Below are 21,606 nucleotides of genomic sequence, written 5' to 3' on the forward strand. Positions count from 1 at the left end.
GCGTCTTCTGCGTCGTCTGCGTCTTCTGCGTCTTCAACTACGCAGAGTCCGCGTGATCCGGCACGGCACCACCCTGCTCCGTCCGCACGAGTGGTTCACCGAATTGCAAAGCAGCCAGTTGCGCATACAGCGGCGAGCTGTGCAAAAGCTCCGTATGACGCCCTTGCGCAACGATTCGCCCCTGCTCCAGCACCACAATGCGATCTGCCTGCTGCACCGTCGCGAGACGGTGTGCGATAACCAGCGTCGTGCGATTTTGCGCAGCGTTGTCGAGTGCCTTCTGCACCAGACGCTCGCTAGCGGCGTCGAGCGCGCTGGTGGCTTCATCGAGCAGCAGGATCGGCGGATTCTTCAGAATGGCGCGGGCAATCGCAATTCGCTGACGCTGTCCGCCGGATAATCGTACGCCGCGCTCTCCGAGAAACGTGTCGTAGCCTTGCGGCAGTTGGTCGATAAAACCCGCCGCCGCTGCCATTGCCGCAGCCTGCTGCACCTGTTCGAAAGTAGCGTCGGGCGCGCCGTAGCGAATATTGTCGAGCACGCTGCCGGAGAAGATCACCGACTCCTGCAGCACGACGCCGATTTCCCGGCGCAACTCGACAAGCGGCACGTCACGCGTCGACACGCCATTGATCAGAATGGTCCCTGATTGCGGATCGAAAAATCGCAGCAGCAGTTGGAACAGCGTAGTTTTTCCCGCACCGGACGGCCCGACCAACGCGACATGCTCGCCTGCGCGAACATCGAGTGAAAGAGCGGAGAGCGCCGCAATGCCTTCGCGCGACGGATACGAGAAGCCGACGTTGTCGAAACGGATGCCGTGTCCGCGCGTGGGCAACGCAACCGTGGCCTCGGCCTCGACCACCGGCGAGCGAGCGGCCAGCAACTGCAGCAGCCGTTCAGTGGCGCCGGCAGCCCGCTGCAGATCGCCCCACACTTCGGCAACCGCCCCCACCGCGCCAGCCGTGAACACCGCGTAAAGAATGAACTGGGACAACTGGCCTGCGGTCATCCGCCCGGCCAGCACAGCCTGCGCGCCGAGCCAAAGCACGAACACGATCGCGCTGAACACCAGCACGATCACCACGGCGGTCAGCCACGCACGCGCCCGGATGCGCGTGAGCGCGGTATCGAAAGCGATCTCCACCGCGCCGGCAAACCGCTTCGACTCATAGGGCTCCTGCGTGTACGACTGCACAGTCGGCATCGCATTGAGCACCTCGCCGGCCAGCGCGCTGGCGTTGGCCACCTTGTCCTGGCTGGCGCGCGAGAGCCGCCGTACGCGCCGTCCGAAGATGACGATCGGCGCGATCACCACGATCAACGTGACGATGATGTACCCGGACAGCACCGGACTGGTCACGGCCAGCATCGCGACGCCGCCGATCAACAGAAAGAAGTTGCGCAGGCCCATCGACAGGCTGGTGCCCACCATCGCCTGAATCAACGTGGTGTCGGTGGTGAGCCTCGACAGCACCTCGCCGGTTTGGGTGGTTTCAAAGAACTGCGGACTCATCTTCAGCACATGGTCGTAGACCGCGCGCCGCAGGTCGGCCGTCACGCGTTCGCCGAGCCACGACACCAGGTAAAAGCGTGCGGCCGTCGCGCCGGCGAGAATCAGCGACACCGCGAATAACGCGACGAAATAGCGATCGATGTGGGTCCGGTCGCCGCTGGCAAAGCCGCGATCGATCAGATATCTGAATGCCAACGGCAACGCGAGCGTGGCGCCCGCCGAGGTCACGAGCGCGATGAACGCGAGCACCCAGCGCCCGGCATAGGGCCGCATAAACGGAAACAGCGCGAACAGCGGACCGATACGCGATGAACGCGGGGCGGCGGTTGACATGAGGATTCCTGGACGGAACGAAGATCCTCCCGATTGTGCCAGTGCTGCGGATTTGCCGTCACACGGCAATGCTCGCCATGACACGGTCAACGGTGACTTCGCGCTACCGCTCCTTGCGCCGCCGGAACGCCCACCATCCCGCCAGCCCGGTGAAACCGGCAACCAGCAGCACCATCACCCAGAAACCATGGCGGTTTTCAGCAAGCGGAATACCGCCCACATTCATGCCGAAAAAACCCGCGACGATATTGATCGGCATCGCCAGAACCGTCACCAGCGTCAGCGTGAACAGCGTGCGGTTGTTCTGCTCTTCCAGCCGCGAAATGATTTCTTCCTGCAGCAGCCTGACCCGTTCAATCAGTCCGGCGACATCCGACAGCACGACCGAAAACTCTTCCGTCGACTCGCGCAGATCCTGCACGTCTTCGGCATGAAGCCAGCGCGGCGGTCTCGCCAACAGTCGGAAAATCGCACCCGGCTCAGGTGCGAGCATCCGTTGCAGGCGAGTCAGCGTACGGCGCATCGCACCGAGGTCGAGGCGATTTTGGGTCGGACGCTGCGACAGAAAACGATCTTCGATACGGTCGACATCGGTGCTGGTTCGCCGCACGATCTGCACCAGCAGATCAGCCTGGTCGCGCATCAGATGCACCAGCAGTTCAGTGGGAGACCTGAATAGCTCGCCCTCGCGAACCGACGCGCGCAGGCGGTCCACCGAGCGCAGCGGCTTCATGCGCGCGGTAACGATGATCCGCTGATTCGCGTAAATCCATAGCGTCGCAATCTCGGACGGAATGAATTCGAGGTTGAACATCACGTCGTTGACGACCGCGCGCAATGCGCCGTCAGCATGCTCGATGCGCGTCGAATGCGAGCCTTCGCGCAACGCATCGTAAAAGCCGTCAGGCAAATCGAGTTGCGCTTTCATCCAGCGTTCGCTCGCGCTGTGGGCGAGATTGAAGTGCAGCCACAGGAATTCACCGGCTTCGTTCGCTGAGCCGCTTATGCCGCCGGTGTTACTCGCGCCGTTTGCGCCGTTTGCCTGTTGTCCACGAAGCCATTCGGCGACCTCATCGGCGTCGACGGGCCGTCCAGCGAGCGTGGGAGTAAAGAGGAAGCCGCACACCATACCGGTCGAATCCGCGCCGTAGGTTTGCAGTAGCAGATCAGCTTTCATAGATCATTGAAGGTTCGCTTCCCGTCCCGGTTTGGCGGATTATTCACCAAGGTACCCGTCGAACATGAAATCGTGACGATGATCGCGCGACGCAAGCCTCGAACAAAGCAAGAAGCGCACTGGAACGAAAATGCCGGAGCATATCGCGGCCAGTTGAACGAAGGTTAGCCCACTGATTTTTAGCGTCCGGGTGATGAATCGTCCAATTCGGACGATCGCCTTTTATCGTGGCCGGTCACGACACAGTCATCTATTTTTGCCAGGCAAGTCAATGCGATGGCATGGGCGGTGCGAACCCGTTGATTAGCACGGGCCGGATGCAATCAATGCGACCCGGCCCGACAACGCATTATTCCGGACGCTTATTCCGGACGCTTCGGAATCGTCAAACCTCGCTCGACCGCCGGACGTGCAACGAATGCCGCCAACGCACGCGTCACATTCGGAAAGTCCTGAATGCCGACCAACTCACCCGCCTCATAAAAGCCGGCGAGGTTACGCACCCATGGGAAAGTCGCGATATCGGCAATCGAATAAGCGTCGCCAAGAATCCACTCGCGTCCTTCGAGCCGTTGATTCAGCACACCCAGCAGACGCTTCGATTCGGCGACATAGCGATCGCGCGGACGCTTGTCTTCGTATTCTTTGCCCGCGAATTTGTGGAAGAACCCGAGTTGCCCGAACATGGGGCCAATGCCGCCCATCTGGAACATGATCCATTGAATGGCTTCATAACGGCCGGCCGCGTCCTGCGGAACCAATTGACCGCTTTTATCTGCCAGATAAAGCAGGATCGCGCCGGATTCGAATAACGCAAGCGGCTTACCGTCCGGTCCGTCCGGATCGATAATCGCCGGAATCTTGTTGTTCGGATTCAGCGATAAAAACTCCGGCGTCATCTGATCGTTCGTGTCGAAGCGCACGAGATGCGGTTCATACGGCAAACCGGTTTCTTCGAGCATGATCGAGATTTTTACGCCATTCGGCGTTGGCAGCGAATAGAGCTGAATCCGCTCAGGATGAGCGGCAGGCCATTTCTTCGTGATCGGGAAAGCGGATAAATCGGTCATGAGACGGGGTCACCCTATGCGTGAGTGGTTCGATTGAAAGCGGAATCGGGCGGCGGTGATCCGGCGGGCCGGACGACCGGAGCCGCCCAATATAAACCGACTCGGCGCACTGTGTGCGAGGCTGTTTATGGCGTGCCTAAACGGGCGCCATAGCGCGTGCCATTCCTCTCACGCAGATTGAAAATCTTGCAAATGCCTTACACGCATTACCGTATTCATCACCACAAATCTTTGGTCGCCGTCCCGGCGCGCGAGTTATAGCCCTCACGCCACAAGGCCGCTCCCACCGTCAGCAGCAGCGTCTTCTGCTCGCCGTCGAGCAGTTCCCACGCCACCGACAACCAGGTGGCATAGCTCGCGCAGGTGGATTCGAGATCGAGGGGCGCTTTGCCCTCCAGGTACTGCCGTTCGAACATCGAAAGCACTTTTTCGGGTGTCATTGGCGCTACCTCCGTGTGGGATGCACCAAGTCTAATGGGCGACGCACCGCACAAGGAACGCTGACCGCACGGATCCCGGGTTACTCCCAGGCGTCGCCAAGCCCTGCTACCCAGCGTGCATCATCCGTGGACATCGCGCGAAAAAGAAAAGAGGTGCCGAAGCACCTCTTTCATCGCCATCGACGCTTCACCGTCGATCATCGGCAATCAACAGCCCAAAGCCGGTTACGGCGCATTGCGCTTGGCGTTGTCTTTCGCGTCTTCCTTAGCGTCGCCGTAGGCCTTCTGTACCTTGCCCGCGCCTTGCTGGAGATCGCCCTTCAGTTCCTTGCCGGGGTTGTCCGTGGCTTTGCCAACCGCTTCATTGACCTTGCCCTTGACCTGTTCGGTCACACCCTTTACCTGGTCCTTGTTCATGTTCGGCTCCGCTATCTGGAATGCCGGCGCGACATTACGCCAGTATCCCTATCGAGCAACGGCTGTGCCCGCGCCTGGTTCGCGTTGAATCGGCACGCAACGATACCGGTTGAAAAATTTTTTAAATAGGGCCTAAAGTCCCGCCCCAACGTGCCGTTAGACAGCGATGGAGGAGCTATGGACCGCACGCTCAACAGGCTTTCAGGGTCGTCCCATATCGCGCTGATCGATCATGACATCGCGCATATTTCGCGTGTGATGCGGGTAGCGTTACACGGTGACCTGGGCGGCCCCATTCTCCCCGTTGCTTACTGGCGCAACCGTTTGTACCAGTTACTCGACTCCGGCAACCTGTCCCATCCGCAACTCTGCGCGATCGACAGTCTCCTGCTGCAACTCGCCCAATTCGAAGCTGAACCTCAACCGGCATGGGGCACGATGCTGCCCGCCGCTGCGTCACTGCCACCGTTTGCGCCGCCGCATTCGTCGAACGCCGGCAACCCGGCCTGACTCCGCTTTATCCCGCGTCGTCGGCCATTGCAGGCCGACGCGCCCTATCGCTCCCGCTTAAAAAGAAGGCCGCGATCCAGGTCGCGGCCCTAACACGTCGCAACGCGGGGATTCGCGTCACGGCCGCAAGCGTACCCATCCAACTGTGACAAGCAGATTTCGCCACCCGCGCCCCAATATTTCCGCGAGCTTGCGGGAAATTTTCTGCCCAGCCGTCGCAAAAACCCGAAAAGCGGGACGACCTTAGGTCATAATGTCCGCAAAAATTCCCAGCAAGGACGCCCGTGACCCTCGCCGCACCGCTCAACCTGCTCAGGCAGGCGCGCGCCCGCTTCACTCAACGCGAAATCGCCGCGCATGTCGGCAAGGACATCAAGACGGTGCGCCGCTGGGAAAAGGGCGAAACACCGTGCCCGGCGATGCTGGAGCCCGCGTTGCGCGATCTGCTGCAGCAGGGGGCGCGCTTGAAGGGCGAGGCTCACGGCAGCGGCGCCGCGCAATTCCGCTTCATCGACCTGTTCGCGGGCATCGGCGGGATTCGCATGGGCTTCGAAGCGCACGGCGGCGAGTGTGTCTTCACTAGCGAGTGGAACGATTTTTCGACCCGCACCTATCGCGAGAACTACCCGGCCGGCGACGAACACGCGCTGATCGGCGATATCGTCTCGTTTCCCGCCGAGGACGTGCCGAGCCACGATGTGCTGCTCGGCGGCTTTCCCTGCCAGCCGTTTTCCATTGCGGGCGTCAGCAAGAAAAACGCGCTGGGCCGCCCGCACGGTTTCGAATGCACAACCCAAGGCACGCTTTTTTTCGACGTTGCGCGAATCATCGCGGCGAAGCGCCCTGCTGCGTTTCTGCTGGAGAACGTGAAGAACCTGCTCTCGCACGATAAAGGCCGTACCTTCGACGTGATCGTGCAAACCCTGCGCGACGAACTCGGTTACGAAGTGCATTACCGGGTGATCGACGGCCAGCATTTCACGCCGCAGCATCGGGAGCGCATCATCATCGTCGGCTTTCGCGGCAAGACGGATTTCTCGTGGGACGATCTGCGCCTGCCGGAAAACGGTCCGCGTCTCGGCTCGATCCTGCATCGCACGGATGGAAGCGAACCGGAACTGCCGTGGGACCACGACCGCTTCTTCGACCACACCGCCCGCTGCGTGCAGCCAAAGTACACGCTCACTTCGAACCTGTGGACCTATTTGCAGAACTACGCGGCCAAGCATCGCGCGGCGGGCAACGGTTTCGGCTTTGGCATGGCGTATCCGGACAGCGTCACGCGTACGCTGTCTGCGCGTTATCACAAGGACGGCTCCGAAATTCTGGTCTATCAGGGCGACGCATTGCGTCCGCGCCGCCTGACGCCGCGTGAATGCGCGCGGCTGATGGGCTTCCCCGACACCTTCAGAATCCCCGTCAGCGATACGCAGGCGTACCGGCAGTTCGGCAACAGCGTCGTCATGCCGGTGATGCGCGAAGTGGCGCGCATCATGCTGCCGCATGTGCACACCCTGCTCGCCGAGGAAACCCGCGATGGTTCGAAGCAAGCTTTGTCGCTGTACGCCTGACTGGTTCGCCGTCAGCGCCGCTGAACGCGGCAACGCGTTATCACGGCGCTAAACATGGTCGATATCGTCGATAGCGCGACGCGCAGCCGGATGATGTCCGGCATCCGCGGCCGCAATACCAAACCGGAAATCCTGATCCGCAGCCTGCTGCATCGGCAGGGCTTTCGCTTTCGTCTGGATGTGCGCGATCTGCCTGGGCGCCCCGACATCGTGTTGCCGCGCTATCGCGCGGTGGTGCTCGTGCATGGCTGTTTCTGGCACGGCCACGATTGCCGGCTTTTCAAATGGCCGCAGACGCGCCCCGAGTTCTGGCGCGACAAGATCGGCCGCAATCGCACCAACGACCACAAGGTCCGCCACGCGTTACTCGCGGGCGGCTGGCGCGTGGCCGTGGTGTGGGAATGCGCTTTGCGTGGCGCCAATCGCGATATCGAAGGGGTATTGCAACGGCTTGTCGAGTGGCTCCGAAGTGAGGAGCCGGAGTTCGAGGAACGCGGCTGACGCGGTTGTTGCCACCGCCTCGATGCCCGGCGACGGCCCGGCGACGCGCTGAAGATCCGCTTTCAGCCTGCCCGGCCGGAACGAGTCCGAAAGCCGCCGGTGATACACTCGACTGGCTAATTCGGAGCACTTTTGCATGACGCCGCTTTCGCCCGCGCGAGTGTGGCCCGCAGCAAAATCCGCGGTGCTCCGACGATCCCAGAACCAATCAACAAGGGAGGCACATCATGGCTGATTTCCGTCTCTGGTCCGACGAATTTCCCACCAACGGCTTCATGCCGAAAGCCCATGAATATCACGACAAGGCATTCGGTGTGGACGGCGAAAACATCTCGCCGGCATTGCAGTGGGACGCGCCGCCGCCTGACACGCAAAGCTTCGCCCTCACCGTTCACGATCCCGACGCGCCCACCGGCAGCGGCTTCTGGCATTGGGTCGTGGTCAACATTCCCGTCGACGCCCGTTCGCTGTCGCGCAACGCCGGCAAGGCAGATGGGTCGCTGCTGCCGCAAGGCGCACTGCAAATGCGCAATGACTATGGCACGGTTGGCTTCGGTGGCGCGGCGCCGCCGCGTGGCGACAAGGCGCATCGCTACATCTTCCGGCTGCATGCGCTGAAGGTGCCGCATCTGCCGGTCAATGCAGAGACCACCAATGCCGTGGCGCGCTTCATGACGCATCTGAACGAACTGGATTCGACGACCCATACCGGGCTGTACGAACTGAAGTGAACTGACGGAGACGATGCCGGCATGGGCACGCGAAGCAACTGATGCCGGCATCGCACACCACCACGCCGTCAACGTCGCCGCCAGATTCTGCGGCGACAAAACCATGCTGTCACCACGGCGGGCCATGTGCGGCGCCCGGCGCTTCCACGTCGAACCGAACCATCACAAATCAAACAATCGATGCAAGCCCATCCTTCGCGCACTGACGCCAGAGACACGTCAGCCGCCTCCTCCGCTCATGCACTGCCCGATCACACCGAACAGGGTCTGCCGGTCCCGCAACGCTACTGGGCGATGCTCGTCATTGCCCTCGCGCTCACGCTCGCAGTGCTCGACAGCGCCATCGCCAACGTGGCGCTGCCGACCATCGCACGCACGCTGCACGCGAGTTCGGCGAGTTCGATCTGGGTCGTCAACGCCTATCAACTCGCGATCACGATTTCATTGCTGCCGCTAGCGTCACTCGGCGACCGGATCGGCTACCGGCGCATCTATCTGGGCGGGCTGATCCTGTTCACGGTGGCGTCGTTCGGGTGCGCATTGTCCACGTCGCTGCAAACCCTGGCGCTCGCGCGCGTGGTCCAGGGCTTCGGCGCGGCGGGCATCATGAGCGTGAATACGGCGCTGGTGCGAATGATCTACCCGCCCGCGCAACTCGGGCGCGGCGTGTCGATCAACGCAATGGTGGTGGCCGTGTCGTCGGCGATCGGTCCTACGGTGGCGTCCGGGGTGCTGTCGGTGGCAACGTGGCCGTGGCTGTTCGCGATCAATGTGCCGATCGGCATCGCGGCGATCGTCGGCGGCTTCAAGGCGCTGCCGATGAACCCCGGTCACGAATCGCCGTACGACTACCTGAGCGCGGTGATGAATGCGTTCGTGTTCGGCCTGCTGATTTTCGCGATCGACGGTGCCGGCCACGGCGAGCGGCTCGGTCTCGTCCTGGCCGCGTTGATTGGCGCGCTGGTGATTGGCTACTTCTTCGTGCGGCGTCAACTGACGCAGGCCGCGCCTCTGTTGCCGATCGACCTGTTGAAGATTCCCGTGTTCGCGCTGTCCATCGGCACGTCGGTGTGCTCGTTCTGCGCGCAGATGCTGGCCTTTGTGTCGCTGCCGTTTCTTTTGCAGGAAACCTTGGGCATGTCGCAAGTGGAAACGGGTCTGTTGATGACGCCATGGCCCGCCGTCATCATCATCGCGGCGCCCGTTGCAGGCGTGCTATCGGACAAAATTTCGTCGGGCTGGCTCGGCGGCGTCGGACTCGCCGCGCTAACCGTCGGCCTGCTGTTACTCGCGACGCTCGGCGCCCATCCGGACCCCATGCAGATTGCGTGGCGGATGGCGTTGTGCGGCGTGGGCTTTGGCATCTTCCAGTCGCCGAACAATCGCACCATGCTGTCCTCCGCGCCGCGTGAGCGCAGCGGCGGAGCGAGCGGCATGCTGGGCACCGCGCGTCTGACTGGACAGACGCTCGGCGCGGCACTGGTCGCGCTGATCTTCGGCATTGCACCGAAGGACGGCGCGTTCATCGCGCTGTATGTGGCGGCGGGTTTTTCTGCCGTGGCGGCGGTGGTGAGCATGATGCGTGTCGTACAGCGCGGCAAGACGCAGGCGGCCTGATGCGGTCACGGTAAGCCTGATGCAGTCGCAGTAAGCCGACAGACACGGGCAAAACGTGAAGGCACCGCAGAAAAACGAAGGGCGCGAATCGAATCAAGCGATTCGCGCCCTTCGTCCATGTCACTCACTGCTGTTCAACACTTCCAAAGACGTGACAGCACACGCGCCACCCGCCCGCAGGCAAGCAACGCGGGCCGATGCCTACGACGATGCCGTCACGTCAGCGAGCTTTACCGCTTTAGCCGTCACCGAAGACGCCGTTGCGACATTGCGCAGATCGGCGAGGAACGTATCGCGCCACACCGACAGATTGTTCTCGCGCATCGGCGCCATCATGTCCGCATGACGTGCCTGACGTTCAGCAAGCGGCATCGACAAAGCACGTTCGAGCGCTTCGGCCATTTGCGACAGATCGAACGGATTGACGACCAGCGCGCCCGGCAACTGTTCGGCCGCTCCAGCGAATTGCGACAGCACCAGCACGCCCGGATCGGCCGGGTCCTGCGACGCGACATACTCCTTCGCGACCAGATTCATCCCGTCGCGCAACGGCGTCACGTAGCCCACCTGCGACTGACGGAACAGCGCCATCAGCAGATTGCGCTCGTACTTGCGGTTCAGATACTGAATCGGCGTCCAGTCCAGCTGCGCGAAACGTCCGTTGATACGGCCCGCTTCGCCTTCCAGCGTCTGCCGAATCCGCTGATACGTGGTCACGTCGGCACGCGTCGGCGGTGCAATCTGCACAAGCGAAACGCGCCCATGCCAACCCGGTGCATTCAGCAGCAGACGCTCGAACGCCTGGAAGCGCTCCACCAACCCCTTCGAATAATCGAGGCGGTCGACGCTCATGATCAGCTTGCGACCGCGCATGCCGTCACGCAGGCTGCGCACCGGCTTGCGGTCGGTGAACTGCTCGGCGGCCTTCGCAATCGCGTCCGGATAGATCCCGATCGGATACGCGCCCACTTTGAGGAAGCGGTTATACGCGTGCACCATGCCGTCCTCACTCGACGTGCCATGCTGTCCGCGCTCGATGAAATCGACAAATGACTGACGATCCGCTTCGGTCTGAAACCCGATCACGTCATAGCTGCACATCGCCTTGACGAGTTCTTCGTGCGGCGGAATCGTGCGCAGCACTTCCGGCACCGGAAATGGAATATGCAGGAAAAAGCCGATCGGGTTCTTCACGCCCAGCTCGCGCAGGCAGCGCGCGAACGGCAACAGGTGATAGTCGTGCACCCAGATGATGTCATCGGGCTTTAGCAACTCTTTGAGTTGCTTTGCGAGCGTCGCGTTGACACGCTGATAGCCCGCGTATTCCTGCCGGTCATAGCGCGACAGGTCGTTGCGGTAATGGAAAGTCGGCCACAACGTCGCGTTGGAAAAGCCACGGTAATACTGGTCGTAATCGCGCTTGGTCAAGCCCACGGTCGCGTACGTGACGTTGCCCTGCTTTTCGATCACGGGCGCGGACGGCTCACTCACTGTCTCCCCACTCCAGCCGAACCAGACCCCGCCGGTCTCCTTCAACGCGTCCAGCACGCCAATCGCCAGACCACCCGCTGCGGGACGGCCTTCCTGGGTCGGCGCAACACGATTCGATACCACGATCAGTCTGCTCATTGGTGCTCCACCTAGTTCAGTTGTTTCGTTGCATTCGGATATGTGCCAAAAAGGTGCATGCAAGTCGCGTGCCGTTTTGGTTATTTCTGGAAATAAAAATGTATGCAAATGTGACGGGCGAGCAAAAACACGCGACGACGTCACATCGCGAAGAAGTTTTTTCTGCTTTGTATGACGAAACGGGGCGCCCTTGAACAGTGCGCCGCGCGCCCGTCAAAAACGCTCAAGCAACGCTCGAGCGGCTTCAGGCATCCTGTTCCGAACCGAGGTCGCGCTGATACTCAAGCCCCTCGGGACGTACGCCGCCCTGATTGTGCTCGCCGTCGGGCGGCGCATCGGGCGCGACGCGGTTTTGCGCGGCCGGATCCGGCGACACTGCCGGTTCGGTCTTGCTGCTGCCCGGGCGTGAGTCGCGCTTCGAGTGGCGCGCCGAGCGTCGCAGTGCAGGGTGTCTCATGATCGATGCCTCCAGGGGAAGCCTGCCGCCGGTTAGCGGCATCATTACAGTCTAGGGGCGCCGACCGTAAATTGCCGGTAAAAGATGCGCCGACTTTGTAACAAATACATAAATCCGCCACACCGGACGGGCGGTGGCGGATCTCACACGTCAGAGTTGCATTCGGATGGACAGACGCTGACCGGCTTGCGGTGTCTGCGTCGGCTGAGGCGGCGGATCGCCGATCGGAGGCGGCGTCGGGCCAGGAGGTTCGATGGGTACCGGCTCGGGACCGGGGAAAGTGTCAGGCTCCGCAGGAACCGGCGGCGCCGACGGTGGTTCAACCGGCTCGGGACGATGAGCGCGCTTCGAAACGGGAAGCGCGGGAGTGGCAGCGTAGTCCGGCATATTTTTTATCCTCGTCTTTGCGTTCCACTGAAGCGCAGCAAGGCTTGTGCCGTTACGATGCCCTCCCGGCACGGCACGGCACGCCGGCATTAAAACTGCCGGCGGCCAGCTGGGGCGGCAGGCGGCTAGACGTCCGCGCCGCGCAGCGCGCGCGCTTCGTCGGCGGCTTCGCCGTCTTCACGCGCGTCATTGCCGTACTCGACCAGACGGTTGTACAGCGTCTTCAGGCTGATGCCGAGAATCTCCGCTGCACGCGTTTTCACGCCGCCGCATTGTTCGAGCGTGGCCAGAATCAGCTGACGATCCGCCTCGGCGAGCGACGTGCCGAACGGGATCGTGATCGCCGTGCCCGCTGCGGGCTTCGACAACGTGATCTGCAACGGCACCGTCGCGGTGCTGTCGGAGTCCGTTCCCGACATGATGTGCGCGCGCTGCACGTAATTCTTCAGCTCGCGCACATTGCCGGGCCACGGGTACGTCATCAGCATTTCCTTCACGGCCGCCGGGAAATGCTTCTTCGTGCTGTGACGTTCGTTGAGTTCGTCGAGAAACGCCTGCGCGAGCAGCTCGACGTCCTTACCGCGCTCGCGCAGCGGCGGCAGGCTGATCGGAAACACATTCAGCCGATGGTACAAGTCGAGCCGCAACTTGCCTTCCAGCACCGCCTGCTCCGGATCGCGGTTGGTCGCCGCGATCAGGCGCACGTCGGTTTCGATTTCCTTGGTTGTGCCGACCCGCATGAACATGCCGGTTTCCAGCACGCGCAGCAGTTTCACCTGCAACTCGATCGGCATTTCGGTGATTTCGTCGAGGAACAGCGTGCCGCCGTTCGCGCGCTCGAAATAACCCTTGTGCTGCCGATCCGCGCCGGTGAACGAACCGCGCTCATGGCCGAACATTTCCGACTCGATCAGATTTGGCGAAATCGCGCCGCAATTCACCGCGAGGAACGCGTGCTTGCGACGCAAGCTCAGTTCGTGCAGCGTCTGCGCGGCGACTTCCTTACCCGTACCCGATTCGCCGACCAGCATCACGGAAGCCGCCGTCGGCGCAACCCGGCCGATCTGGTCGTAGACCTCCTGGATGGCCGGCGAATTGCCGAGCATCAAACCGAAACGGCCCATGCGGCGTAACTCGCCGCGCAAGGTGCCGATTTCAGCCTTAAGGTCGCCGGCGCGCGGCAGGCGCGACAGGATAGCCTTCACGCGCTGCATGTTGATCGGCTTGACCAGATAGTCGGTGGCGCCCATCTTCAACGCGTTCACCGCCGATTCCACCGTGGCGTGGCCGGTAATCACAATGACTTCCACGCCGGAGCGCGGGTCGAGGTCTTCGAACAGATCGACCCCGCTGCCATCGGGCAGCTTCAGGTCGGTAAAGACGACGTCCGGCATCTGCCGGACCAGTTGAATGCGCGCTTCGCGCAAATCGCCCGCGGTGGCGGTAGTCAGGCCGTCTTCCCCGATGATGGCGGAAAGCGCCTCGCGGGTACCGGCATCGTCATCGACAATCAGTACATGTGGCATCGCGTCTCGAAAGCCTGCAAGCGTGGGTAGGAAACATGCGAACGTGCATGTTGAAAAGCGGACCGGCGGCGTCGTGCGAGTGTGATGCGCGTGCTTCGGGAAGCCATCGCACACTCAACGACTTCGCAATGCGCCGAACCGTTGACTTCATACAATTTTGCAACAATACCCGATAGATGCCCGGCTATTTTCGCTCCATTGTTGTCTATTTACCTATTATACGGCCTTATTGGGATAAATCAGCAATGCAAACGAAGCCGTGAGCGTCAAATTTACAAAGGGTGCGGCGCGCGCAACCGGGGCGTCATCGCGCACCCTCGCGGGCAATGATCAACTACGTGGAAACGGCCATGGGTGGCCATCGCCGTTCGCGTGAGCCGCACCGTTGGCACCCTGTGTGCCCGCACTGGCGCTCTCCGCCGTCAGACTGCCTGCGCTCGCGGGCGTGGCCGGGGTCACGACCGCGCCGCCTTCGCCCTCCCAGCGACTCAACTCCCGCGCGACGGGATAATGCGCCGCGCGCTTGTGCTGCACGTAGCGGACCGCCAGAAAGCCGCCGAGCGCCATCAACGCGCCGAAGATGCCAATTTTGGGTCGTGCCATCGTGAACTCCTTGAGGTCGTGAAACGTGAAGCCGAATGGTGCAGGACGCGACGAAACCAGGGTCAGCGCACGGTCAGCACGCCGAGCACGAAGCCAACGCCCGCCGCGATGCCGATCGCGCGCCACGGGTTATGGCGCACGTAGCGCTCGGTGTTGACGGTCGCCGCGCGATAGCGGCGCTGCGCGCTCTGCTGCGCATCGCCGAGCGCAGACTGCAGCGTTTCGACATGCGTGCCCAGTTTGTCGCGCAGCACGCCAACGCCCTCGCCCGGCACGTTCGCAGCGAGCCGCAGCATTTCTTCCGAGTCCTTCAGCAACACTCGCAGATCCTCGACAATCTTCTGGCCGCCGAGTGCGAGCTGTTGGGTGGTGTCAGTCATCATTCGCTCCTTATCCAGTTCCAGTTCAGCAGGTTCAGCGTGCGCGTGAGCCATTCGCTTTTCGCCTCTCGCGATCGGACGAATCGTTCCTGTACTTCTTCACTTTAGGCGAGTGAAAAAGCACACGCGTGTCGGATCCATGCCGCAAACGGCGTGCCCGGTAAATATCTCCATCAATGACCGACGAAACCGCGAATCCGGCACTTTCGACCGATCCCCCATCAATGTATTTCGCCGAACATGACTTCGATTGCCGGGAACCGCATCGAAGTGGTTAAATCAACTTTTGTGAGATATTGGCTGCACAGGCCACTCTTCTCTTTTCCAGGCCTGCGCGCCGCAACAACGACATTTATTTGCACAGGACTCCCCGTTTATGGCGTCAATCGATCTGGACTCGCCCACCGTCTCCGCCGGCGACAATGGCCCGGCACAGGCGAAGCAGCGCGTCGCGGACGGCATCGCGGGACTGAAATCGTACGGTCTGCTGTTTGGGTCGTCGCCGGTGATGCAGGATCTGTACGAGCAGATCGAGCGGGTCGCGTGCACTGACGCAACCGCGTTGATCATCGGCGAATCCGGTACCGGCAAAGAGCTCATTGCCCGCACGATTCACGATCAAAGCAGCCGCAAAGATGCGGCCTTCGTCGCCGTGAATTGCGGCGCGATTCCCGACGAACTCATCGAAGCCGAATTGTTCGGCCATGAAAAAGGCAGTTTCACGGGCGCGGTGCAGGGCCGCATCGGCTACTTCGAACACGCGAATGGCGGCACGCTGTTTCTCGACGAAATCACCGAGATGGCGCCCGTGCGCCAGGTCAAACTGCTGCGCGCGCTGGAGACCGGCACGTTCTATCGGGTCGGCGGCAATGAGCTGATCAGCGGCAACGTACGAGTGATCGCCGCGACCAATCGGGACCCGGCGGTCGCCGTGAAAGAAAACGGCCTGCGTGAAGACCTGATGTACCGGCTTGCAGTTTTTCCGTTGCGCGCGCCGCCGCTGCGCGAACGCGAAAACGATCGCGAACTGCTTGCGCAACACTTCCTCGCGCAATTGAATCAACAGGAAGGCACGAGCAAGAGTTTCAGCAAGCGCTCGATCGAAACGCTGCGCACCTGGTCATGGCCCGGCAACGTGCGCGAATTGAAAAACGCCGTGTATCGCGCGTTTATTCTCGCGGAAAAGACCGTTGAATTACCGCATCCGCACCTCGCGTCGCGGGTGAAAAAAGCCGTGACGCAGGGTGACGCAATGAGCGTATGGATCGGCACGCCACTCGCCGACGCGCAAAAGCAGATCATTCTCGGCACGCTGAAATATTGCGGCGGCGATAAACGTCGCGCGGCCAAGGCGCTCGGCGTGAGCCTGAAAACGCTGTACAACCGCTTGAGCGCGTATGGCGATGAAGGCGCCGAAGAAGAAGCCGACGGTAATTGAAAACGCCCGGAAACTTAGTGGAAAAATCAGTTTGAGGCGGTCAATCCTACCGCACATTCAAGCGATTTTTCCGCGCGCGCAGCGTGTCGTTTCATCACAATATTGCAGCTTTTACGGATAAATACGGTTGCCGGTCAATTGCTTCGCATCGCCAGGCAAATATCGGCGGACATAACCAGAAACCGATTTTCTCCGCATTATGTTTTGCAATTTCTTGCATTTTTCCTCTGCCAATTACAAATCGCATCCTGCAAAATGCGGCAGCGTATTGGATCGATGTGCCGTTCGTTCACAGGTGGCGTGGCGTGAATGAAAGGCATTTGCACGAGCAGAGACAGGGAAATGCAAAAAAATATGATGTGGGCTGGCAGGATAAATCAGGCGACCAAACGCGGACGCCCCAATGCAACACTGGTCGTCGCGGCCGTGCTGGCGCTCTCGTCGGCATTGAGCGGCTGTAGCTCGCTGTACTCGGAAGGCGCCGTGGCTGGCGCCGGTATCGCGGGCGCGGCGGTCGCGGGCAAAGTCACCAGCAATGCAGCCGTTGCCACCGGCATCGGCCTCGGTGCGGTTGCCGCCGCGCGCGCCGGCGTCCAGTATTCAGAGCGCGTAGTCCACAGAAATACGCAAGACGGCATCGCAAAGATTGCGGGGCCGCTCGATGTCGGCGCGATTGCGCCGTGGAGCGTGACGCACAGCTTCCCGATCGAAAGCGACGAGCATGGCCGCGTCACCGTCAGCCGGGCGATCAGCAGCGGCGCGCTCGACTGCAAGGAAATCGTCTTCTCGGTCGACACGTCCGCCACTAAAAATGTCCCGGCCAGCAGCGCGTTTTATGTTGCTTCGATCTGCCGTGACGGCGACAACTGGAAATGGGCGTCGGCCGAACCCGCCACCGAACGCTGGGGTGCGCTGCAATGAGGGCGCGCTCGCTTCGGGAAGCATTCAGAGATTCGCTCGGGGACCCGCTCAGGACCCCGTTCAGCGTCTTGCGCCGGGGCGCGCGTGAAGCTGCGCAAGCGCGACCTGGCGGATGGTCCGGCAACCGGTTGCGGCTCATCGCGGCGGGTGCGCTTTGCGTCGGCGCCAGCCTGATGACGAGCGGCTGCACGTCGATCGGCGCGGCCAGCGGTGCCGCGGCAGGCGTCGCGTCGGGCATCTTCACGTCGAACCCGGCGGTGGCGATCGGCGTCGGCATCGCCGTGCAGGCGGCAACCGACGAAGCGGTCGCCCGCTATATGAAGAGCATGCACAAGGACCAGCAGGACCTGATCGCGGCGTTGGCGGGCGACATGCCGGTCGGCGAGACGCGCCCCTGGTCGGTCAAGCACACGCTGCCCATCGAGAACGGCCACGGCGAAGTGCGCGTGATCCGTGCATTCGGTTCGTCGCTCGCGCTGTGCAAGGAATTCGTGTTCTCGGTGCGCGACGGCGACGGGCCGAACGCGCATGAAGCCTGGTTCACGGCGAGCGCGTGTCAGCAGGACAAAGGCTGGAAGTGGGCGTCCGCCGAACCTGCGGTCGAACGCTGGGGCAATCTGCAATAAACGCACAGCATGAAAAAAGCGGCGGGGGTCTCCCCTGCCGCTTCTGTCTGCATCGGTTCTTCGCGAGGCGCGCTCACGCGCCTCCCCCTCGTTCAAGACTCCACGTCTTCGAGGCTGAAGATTTCGGTCTGGTCGTTGTACGAGAAAATCTCGCCATAACGGCCCCAGTTGATGACCGCGTCCAGCGTTTCTTCCGCCGCGCTGTCCGACAGAAAATCCTCCAGCTCCTGTTCGAAGCGCACGCGCGGCGCGCGATGCCCCGGCCGTTCGTTCAGCACCTTCTTGATTCGCGCAGCAAGCGGCACGTGCCGCAGCAGATGCTCGGCGAACATCATCTTCCGTTCCTGCGTGCCGAACTCGGAGAACACACGCGCCGGCGGCGTGAGGAAAATATCGCCTTCGCGGATGTCGGCAAAACCGAGATGCTGCAGCACTTCGGCCACCGGGAACAGATCGTCGACCTCCAGGTGCAGCGAACGTGCGATTTCCGGCATGTCAGCGCGTCCGTGGTACGGCGCGGCAGCCAGCGTTTCGATCAGACCCGCCATCAGGTTGGTCGACACATGCGGCAGCCAGCTATGCAGCTCGAGCCCCTTCTTGGTCTTCTCGTCCGTCTGGCGTGCGGTCATCTTCGCGTAGATGTCGTCCACCAGCTTGCGGAACGCCGGGTCGAGACGGTTACGCGGATGCTTGAACGGCACCTTGATCTCAGCCACCACGCGCCCCGGATTCGACGACAACACCAGAATCCGGTCGCACATGAACACCGCTTCCTCGATGTTGTGCGTGACGATCAGCACCGACTTGATCGGCATGCGGCCTTGCGTCCACAGATCGAGCAAATCGGTACGCAGCGTTTCGGCGGTCAGCACGTCAAGCGCGGAGAACGGTTCGTCCATCAGCAGCAGCGTCGGGTCGACCACCAGCGCGCGCGCAAAGCCGACGCGCTGCCGCATACCGCCCGACAACTCGCGCGGATACGCGTTTTCAAACCCGTCGAGACCGATCAGGTCGATCGCGGCAAGCGCCCGCGTGCGCCGCTCGCTCGCGCCGACACCCTGCGCTTCGAGACCCGCCTCCACGTTTTGCAGCACAGTCAGCCACGGGAACAGCGCGAAGGTCTGGAACACCATCGCGACGCCCTTCGCCGGGCCGTCGAGCGGCTTGCCCATATAGGTGACTTCGCCATCGGTCGGTTCGATCAAACCGGCGATGATGCGCAGCAGCGTCGATTTGCCCGAACCCGAACGACCCAGCAGACCGACGATTTCGCCTTCGCGCAACGACAGATTCGCGTCGTCGAGAACGAGCAGTTCGCCCTGCGACTTGTTGAAACCGCGGCACACGTCCTTGACGCGCAGGATCTCTTCGCCGAGGCGCGGCGGCTTGGGCGGCGTCTGGATCGGTGCGGCGGTCATAGCAGCTTTAGGATTTTGCATCGCGTTATGCCTTCATTTCTCTGATGAACACGCCAGGCTCGTGCCGAGTCTCAGTCGCTCGGGAAGCCTGGCGCCAAGCGCCAGGTTCGGGGGCGCTCAATCAAGCCGGAGCTTGGCTTCGGCGTACGCGAACAGCGGACGCCACAGCAGTCGGTTGAACAGCGTCACGAACAGGGACATCACGGCGATGCCCACAATGATCTTCGGATAGTCGCCCGCTGCGGTGGTCTGCGCGATGTACGCGCCCAAACCGTGCGCCGCCACCTTGGTGTCGCCCCACTGGACGAATTCCGCCACGATACTCGCGTTCCACGCGCCGCCCGACGCGGTGATTGCGCCGGTCACGTAGTACGGGAAAATGCCGGGCAGCATTGCCTGACGCCACCACTGCCAGCCGCGGATGTGGAAATTCTTGGCCGCCTCGCGGTAGTCGTTCGGATAGGAACTCGCACCGGCAATGACGTTAAAAAGGATATACCACTGCGTGCCGAGCACGATCAGCGGCGACAGCCAGATGTCCGGGTTCAGGTGGAACCGCACGATCACGATCACGAACACCGGGAACAGCAGGTTGGCCGGGAACGCGGCGAGGAACTGCGCAAGCGGCTGGATTTTCTCGGAGAGCGCCGGACGCAGCCCGATCAGCACGCCGATCGGCACCCAGATCACCGAAGCAATCGCGATCAGCACCACCACGCGAAGCAGCGTGATAAGACCGAGCACGAATACGTGACCGACTTCGTCGAGCGACACGCCGGTGCGCACATACATGAACACGCGATACACGACGTACACGGTGGCGAGCAGCACCAGCGTGGCCCAAACGATGTCACCCACCTTCGAACTCTTTTCACGCTGCGGAATCTGGAAACGCGGCGCGCTGAACGCCGGCAACTGGAAGCGCACGCGTGCGGCCTTCGCGAACATCCAGCCGAGCGGCACCAGCAAACGGTGGATCAGCCGGGTGCGGCGAATCAGGTCGAGCAGCCAGGATTCCGGCGCGTCGCCGGAACTGGTGTTTTCCATGCGGAACTTGTCGGCCCACGCGACCAGCGGACGGAACAGCAGCTGGTCGTACGCGAGGATCACGACCGTCATCGCGAGGATCACCCAGCCGATCGCGTGCAGATTCTTGACCTGGATCGCCTGCGCCAGATACGCGCCGATGCCCGGCAGCGTGATCGTGTTATTGCCGACCGTGATGGCTTCGGACGCGACCACGAAGAACCAGCCGCCCGACATCGACATCATCATGTTCCAGATGAGGCCCGGCATCGAGAACGGTACTTCGAGCTTCCAGAAGCGTTGCCATGAAGTCAGATGAAAGCCGCGCGACACCTCGTCCAGATCGCGCGGCACCGTGCGCAGCGACTGATAGAAGCTGAACGTCATATTCCACGCCTGGCTCGTGAAGATCGCGAAGATCGCCGCGAGTTCGGCACCGAGCACGCGGCCCGGAAACAGCGCGAGGAAGAACGTGACCGTAAACGAAATGTAGCCCAGCACCGGCACCGACTGAAGAATGTCCAGAATCGGCACGAGCACGAGTCCCGCGCGGCGGCTCTTGGCGGCCAGCGTGCCATAGCCCAGCGTGAAGATCAGCGACGCGACCATTGCCGCCAGCATGCGCAGCGTAGTGCGCATCGCATATTCGGGCAGATTCGACGGATCGAGCGAGATGGCCTGGCTCTTCAGCACCGACATCGGCGCCAGCGTCTCGTGAAAGCCGATCGCCGTCATCGCAATAATGCAGATGATCAGCGGAAAGGCGACGAAGTCCCAACGATTGGGCAACACCCGCCATGCCGACGCATTGGCGGTGCGCTTCAGGTTAAAACTGAAATCCATCAGAGGCCCTCCCCTTCGTGGCTAGTGTTCTTCTTGTCGAAGGAGCACGCGGCTTTAGCGCGGCGGTCTGAAGATCGGTCCGGAAAGCGGAAATCATGCATGGCAAAACGCGTGTGCGCGGTAAATCGTTGGCGTTGGAGACACGTGGGCCGGTGACGGGCGGGGGGCGCAACGCACTGTTCAGAGCCGTTCACGACCACCTCCATCAAGCTGGCCTGCGGTCGCCGCAGGCGCCGCCCGTAGGGCTGGCGAGCTTTCCTTGTTTTGGACGGCACGACACTACACCATCCACTGTTTCAGGCACAACCTTTCGCGGCAAATCGCGGTAAATACAGGCGTACGTCCGGCAAACCGGTCTGGAGCCGCCACGCTGAACCGGCTTGGCGACGCAGCGAGCGTGGCGCGTCAGCCACATCGGCGGACCTCGCGGTCATCCGCAAAATCACCGCGGGTTGCCTCGGAGACCCTC

General features: G+C 61.9%; 21 protein-coding genes. 8 read left to right on the forward strand and 13 right to left on the reverse strand.

The window, feature by feature from the left end; all coding sequences use genetic code 11:
• Positions 1-37: 37 nt before the first annotated feature.
• From LMG28727_RS06730 to LMG28727_RS06750, 5 genes are all read right to left on the reverse strand, one after another.
• Positions 38-1,849, reverse strand: coding sequence for an ABC transporter transmembrane domain-containing protein (locus tag LMG28727_RS06730; protein WP_201641537.1), 1,812 nt, complete (start codon positions 1,847-1,849; stop codon positions 38-40).
• A 103-nt stretch (positions 1,850-1,952) separates the two neighbouring features.
• Positions 1,953-3,026: a transporter gene (locus LMG28727_RS06735; RefSeq protein ID WP_201641538.1), complete on the reverse strand. Its 1,074-nt coding sequence runs from the start codon at positions 3,024-3,026 to the stop codon at positions 1,953-1,955.
• Positions 3,027-3,388: 362 nt separating this feature from the next.
• Positions 3,389-4,096 carry a glutathione S-transferase N-terminal domain-containing protein gene (locus LMG28727_RS06740; protein ID WP_201641539.1) on the reverse strand — a complete coding sequence of 236 codons (708 nt, stop codon included), beginning with the start codon at positions 4,094-4,096 and terminating at the stop codon, positions 3,389-3,391.
• Between the two features lie 218 nt (positions 4,097-4,314).
• Positions 4,315-4,536 (reverse strand): hypothetical protein, encoded by a 222-nt coding sequence (locus tag LMG28727_RS06745; protein WP_201641540.1) that lies wholly within the window; start codon positions 4,534-4,536, stop codon positions 4,315-4,317.
• Positions 4,537-4,761: 225 nt separating this feature from the next.
• On the reverse strand, positions 4,762-4,953 hold the full coding sequence (locus tag LMG28727_RS06750; RefSeq protein ID WP_201641541.1) for a CsbD family protein: 192 nt from the start codon (positions 4,951-4,953) through the stop codon (positions 4,762-4,764).
• Positions 4,954-5,130: 177 nt separating this feature from the next.
• Between LMG28727_RS06750 and LMG28727_RS06755 the strand changes: the two genes are divergently transcribed.
• From LMG28727_RS06755 to LMG28727_RS06775, 5 genes are all read left to right on the forward strand, one after another.
• Complete coding sequence (locus LMG28727_RS06755) at positions 5,131-5,463, forward strand: hypothetical protein (protein WP_201641542.1); 333 nt, start codon at positions 5,131-5,133, stop codon at positions 5,461-5,463.
• A gap of 284 nt (positions 5,464-5,747) precedes the next feature.
• Positions 5,748-7,034: a DNA (cytosine-5-)-methyltransferase gene (gene dcm / locus LMG28727_RS06760; protein ID WP_201641543.1), complete on the forward strand. Its 1,287-nt coding sequence runs from the start codon at positions 5,748-5,750 to the stop codon at positions 7,032-7,034.
• A 54-nt stretch (positions 7,035-7,088) separates the two neighbouring features.
• Positions 7,089-7,535 (forward strand): very short patch repair endonuclease, encoded by a 447-nt coding sequence (locus LMG28727_RS06765; protein ID WP_201641544.1) that lies wholly within the window; start codon positions 7,089-7,091, stop codon positions 7,533-7,535.
• Positions 7,536-7,762: 227 nt separating this feature from the next.
• The gene (locus LMG28727_RS06770; protein WP_201641545.1) at positions 7,763-8,266 is read left to right on the forward strand and encodes a YbhB/YbcL family Raf kinase inhibitor-like protein; all 504 of its coding nucleotides are present in this window, start codon (positions 7,763-7,765) and stop codon (positions 8,264-8,266) included.
• 180 nt (positions 8,267-8,446) lie between these two features.
• A complete protein-coding gene (locus LMG28727_RS06775; RefSeq protein WP_201641546.1) occupies positions 8,447-9,883 on the forward strand; it encodes an MFS transporter in 1,437 nt (478 codons plus the stop codon).
• Between the two features lie 201 nt (positions 9,884-10,084).
• On the opposite strand, the gene otsA is transcribed toward LMG28727_RS06775, so the two are convergent.
• The 6 genes from otsA to LMG28727_RS06800 form a co-directional block, all read right to left on the reverse strand.
• On the reverse strand, positions 10,085-11,512 hold the full coding sequence (gene otsA / locus LMG28727_RS06780; protein WP_201641547.1) for an alpha,alpha-trehalose-phosphate synthase (UDP-forming): 1,428 nt from the start codon (positions 11,510-11,512) through the stop codon (positions 10,085-10,087).
• 244 nt (positions 11,513-11,756) lie between these two features.
• Positions 11,757-11,969 carry a hypothetical protein gene (locus tag LMG28727_RS06785; RefSeq protein ID WP_201641548.1) on the reverse strand — a complete coding sequence of 71 codons (213 nt, stop codon included), beginning with the start codon at positions 11,967-11,969 and terminating at the stop codon, positions 11,757-11,759.
• A gap of 150 nt (positions 11,970-12,119) precedes the next feature.
• Entirely contained in the window at positions 12,120-12,356 is a 237-nt protein-coding gene (locus LMG28727_RS34040) for a hypothetical protein (protein WP_236591641.1), read from the reverse strand.
• 125 nt (positions 12,357-12,481) lie between these two features.
• Positions 12,482-13,882 carry a sigma-54-dependent transcriptional regulator gene (locus LMG28727_RS06790; RefSeq protein WP_201641549.1) on the reverse strand — a complete coding sequence of 467 codons (1,401 nt, stop codon included), beginning with the start codon at positions 13,880-13,882 and terminating at the stop codon, positions 12,482-12,484.
• A gap of 330 nt (positions 13,883-14,212) precedes the next feature.
• On the reverse strand, positions 14,213-14,485 hold the full coding sequence (locus tag LMG28727_RS06795) for a hypothetical protein (protein ID WP_201641550.1): 273 nt from the start codon (positions 14,483-14,485) through the stop codon (positions 14,213-14,215).
• Between the two features lie 62 nt (positions 14,486-14,547).
• The gene (locus tag LMG28727_RS06800) at positions 14,548-14,865 is read right to left on the reverse strand and encodes a DUF883 family protein (RefSeq protein WP_201641893.1); all 318 of its coding nucleotides are present in this window, start codon (positions 14,863-14,865) and stop codon (positions 14,548-14,550) included.
• A gap of 376 nt (positions 14,866-15,241) precedes the next feature.
• On the opposite strand from LMG28727_RS06800, the gene LMG28727_RS06805 reads away from it, so the two are divergent.
• The 3 genes from LMG28727_RS06805 (at position 15,242) to LMG28727_RS06815 (ending at position 17,850) form a co-directional block, all read left to right on the forward strand.
• Positions 15,242-16,303, forward strand: a complete 1,062-nt coding sequence (locus tag LMG28727_RS06805; protein ID WP_201641551.1) for a sigma-54 interaction domain-containing protein — start codon at positions 15,242-15,244, stop codon at positions 16,301-16,303.
• Positions 16,304-16,645: 342 nt separating this feature from the next.
• The gene (locus tag LMG28727_RS06810) at positions 16,646-17,224 is read left to right on the forward strand and encodes a hypothetical protein (RefSeq protein WP_201641552.1); all 579 of its coding nucleotides are present in this window, start codon (positions 16,646-16,648) and stop codon (positions 17,222-17,224) included.
• Positions 17,225-17,352: 128 nt separating this feature from the next.
• Entirely contained in the window at positions 17,353-17,850 is a 498-nt protein-coding gene (locus tag LMG28727_RS06815) for a hypothetical protein (protein ID WP_407945831.1), read from the forward strand.
• Positions 17,851-17,942: 92 nt separating this feature from the next.
• Here the strand turns inward: LMG28727_RS06815 and LMG28727_RS06820 are convergent, their stop codons facing one another.
• Both LMG28727_RS06820 and LMG28727_RS06825 read right to left on the reverse strand, forming a co-directional pair.
• On the reverse strand, positions 17,943-19,289 hold the full coding sequence (locus LMG28727_RS06820; RefSeq protein ID WP_201641553.1) for an ABC transporter ATP-binding protein: 1,347 nt from the start codon (positions 19,287-19,289) through the stop codon (positions 17,943-17,945).
• Between the two features lie 96 nt (positions 19,290-19,385).
• Positions 19,386-21,137 (reverse strand): ABC transporter permease, encoded by a 1,752-nt coding sequence (locus LMG28727_RS06825; RefSeq protein WP_201641554.1) that lies wholly within the window; start codon positions 21,135-21,137, stop codon positions 19,386-19,388.
• Between the last annotated feature and the right edge of the window lie 469 nt (positions 21,138-21,606).

Origin of the sequence: Paraburkholderia metrosideri (genome assembly GCF_904848625.1) — a bacterium.
GTDB lineage: Bacteria > Pseudomonadota > Gammaproteobacteria > Burkholderiales > Burkholderiaceae > Paraburkholderia > Paraburkholderia metrosideri.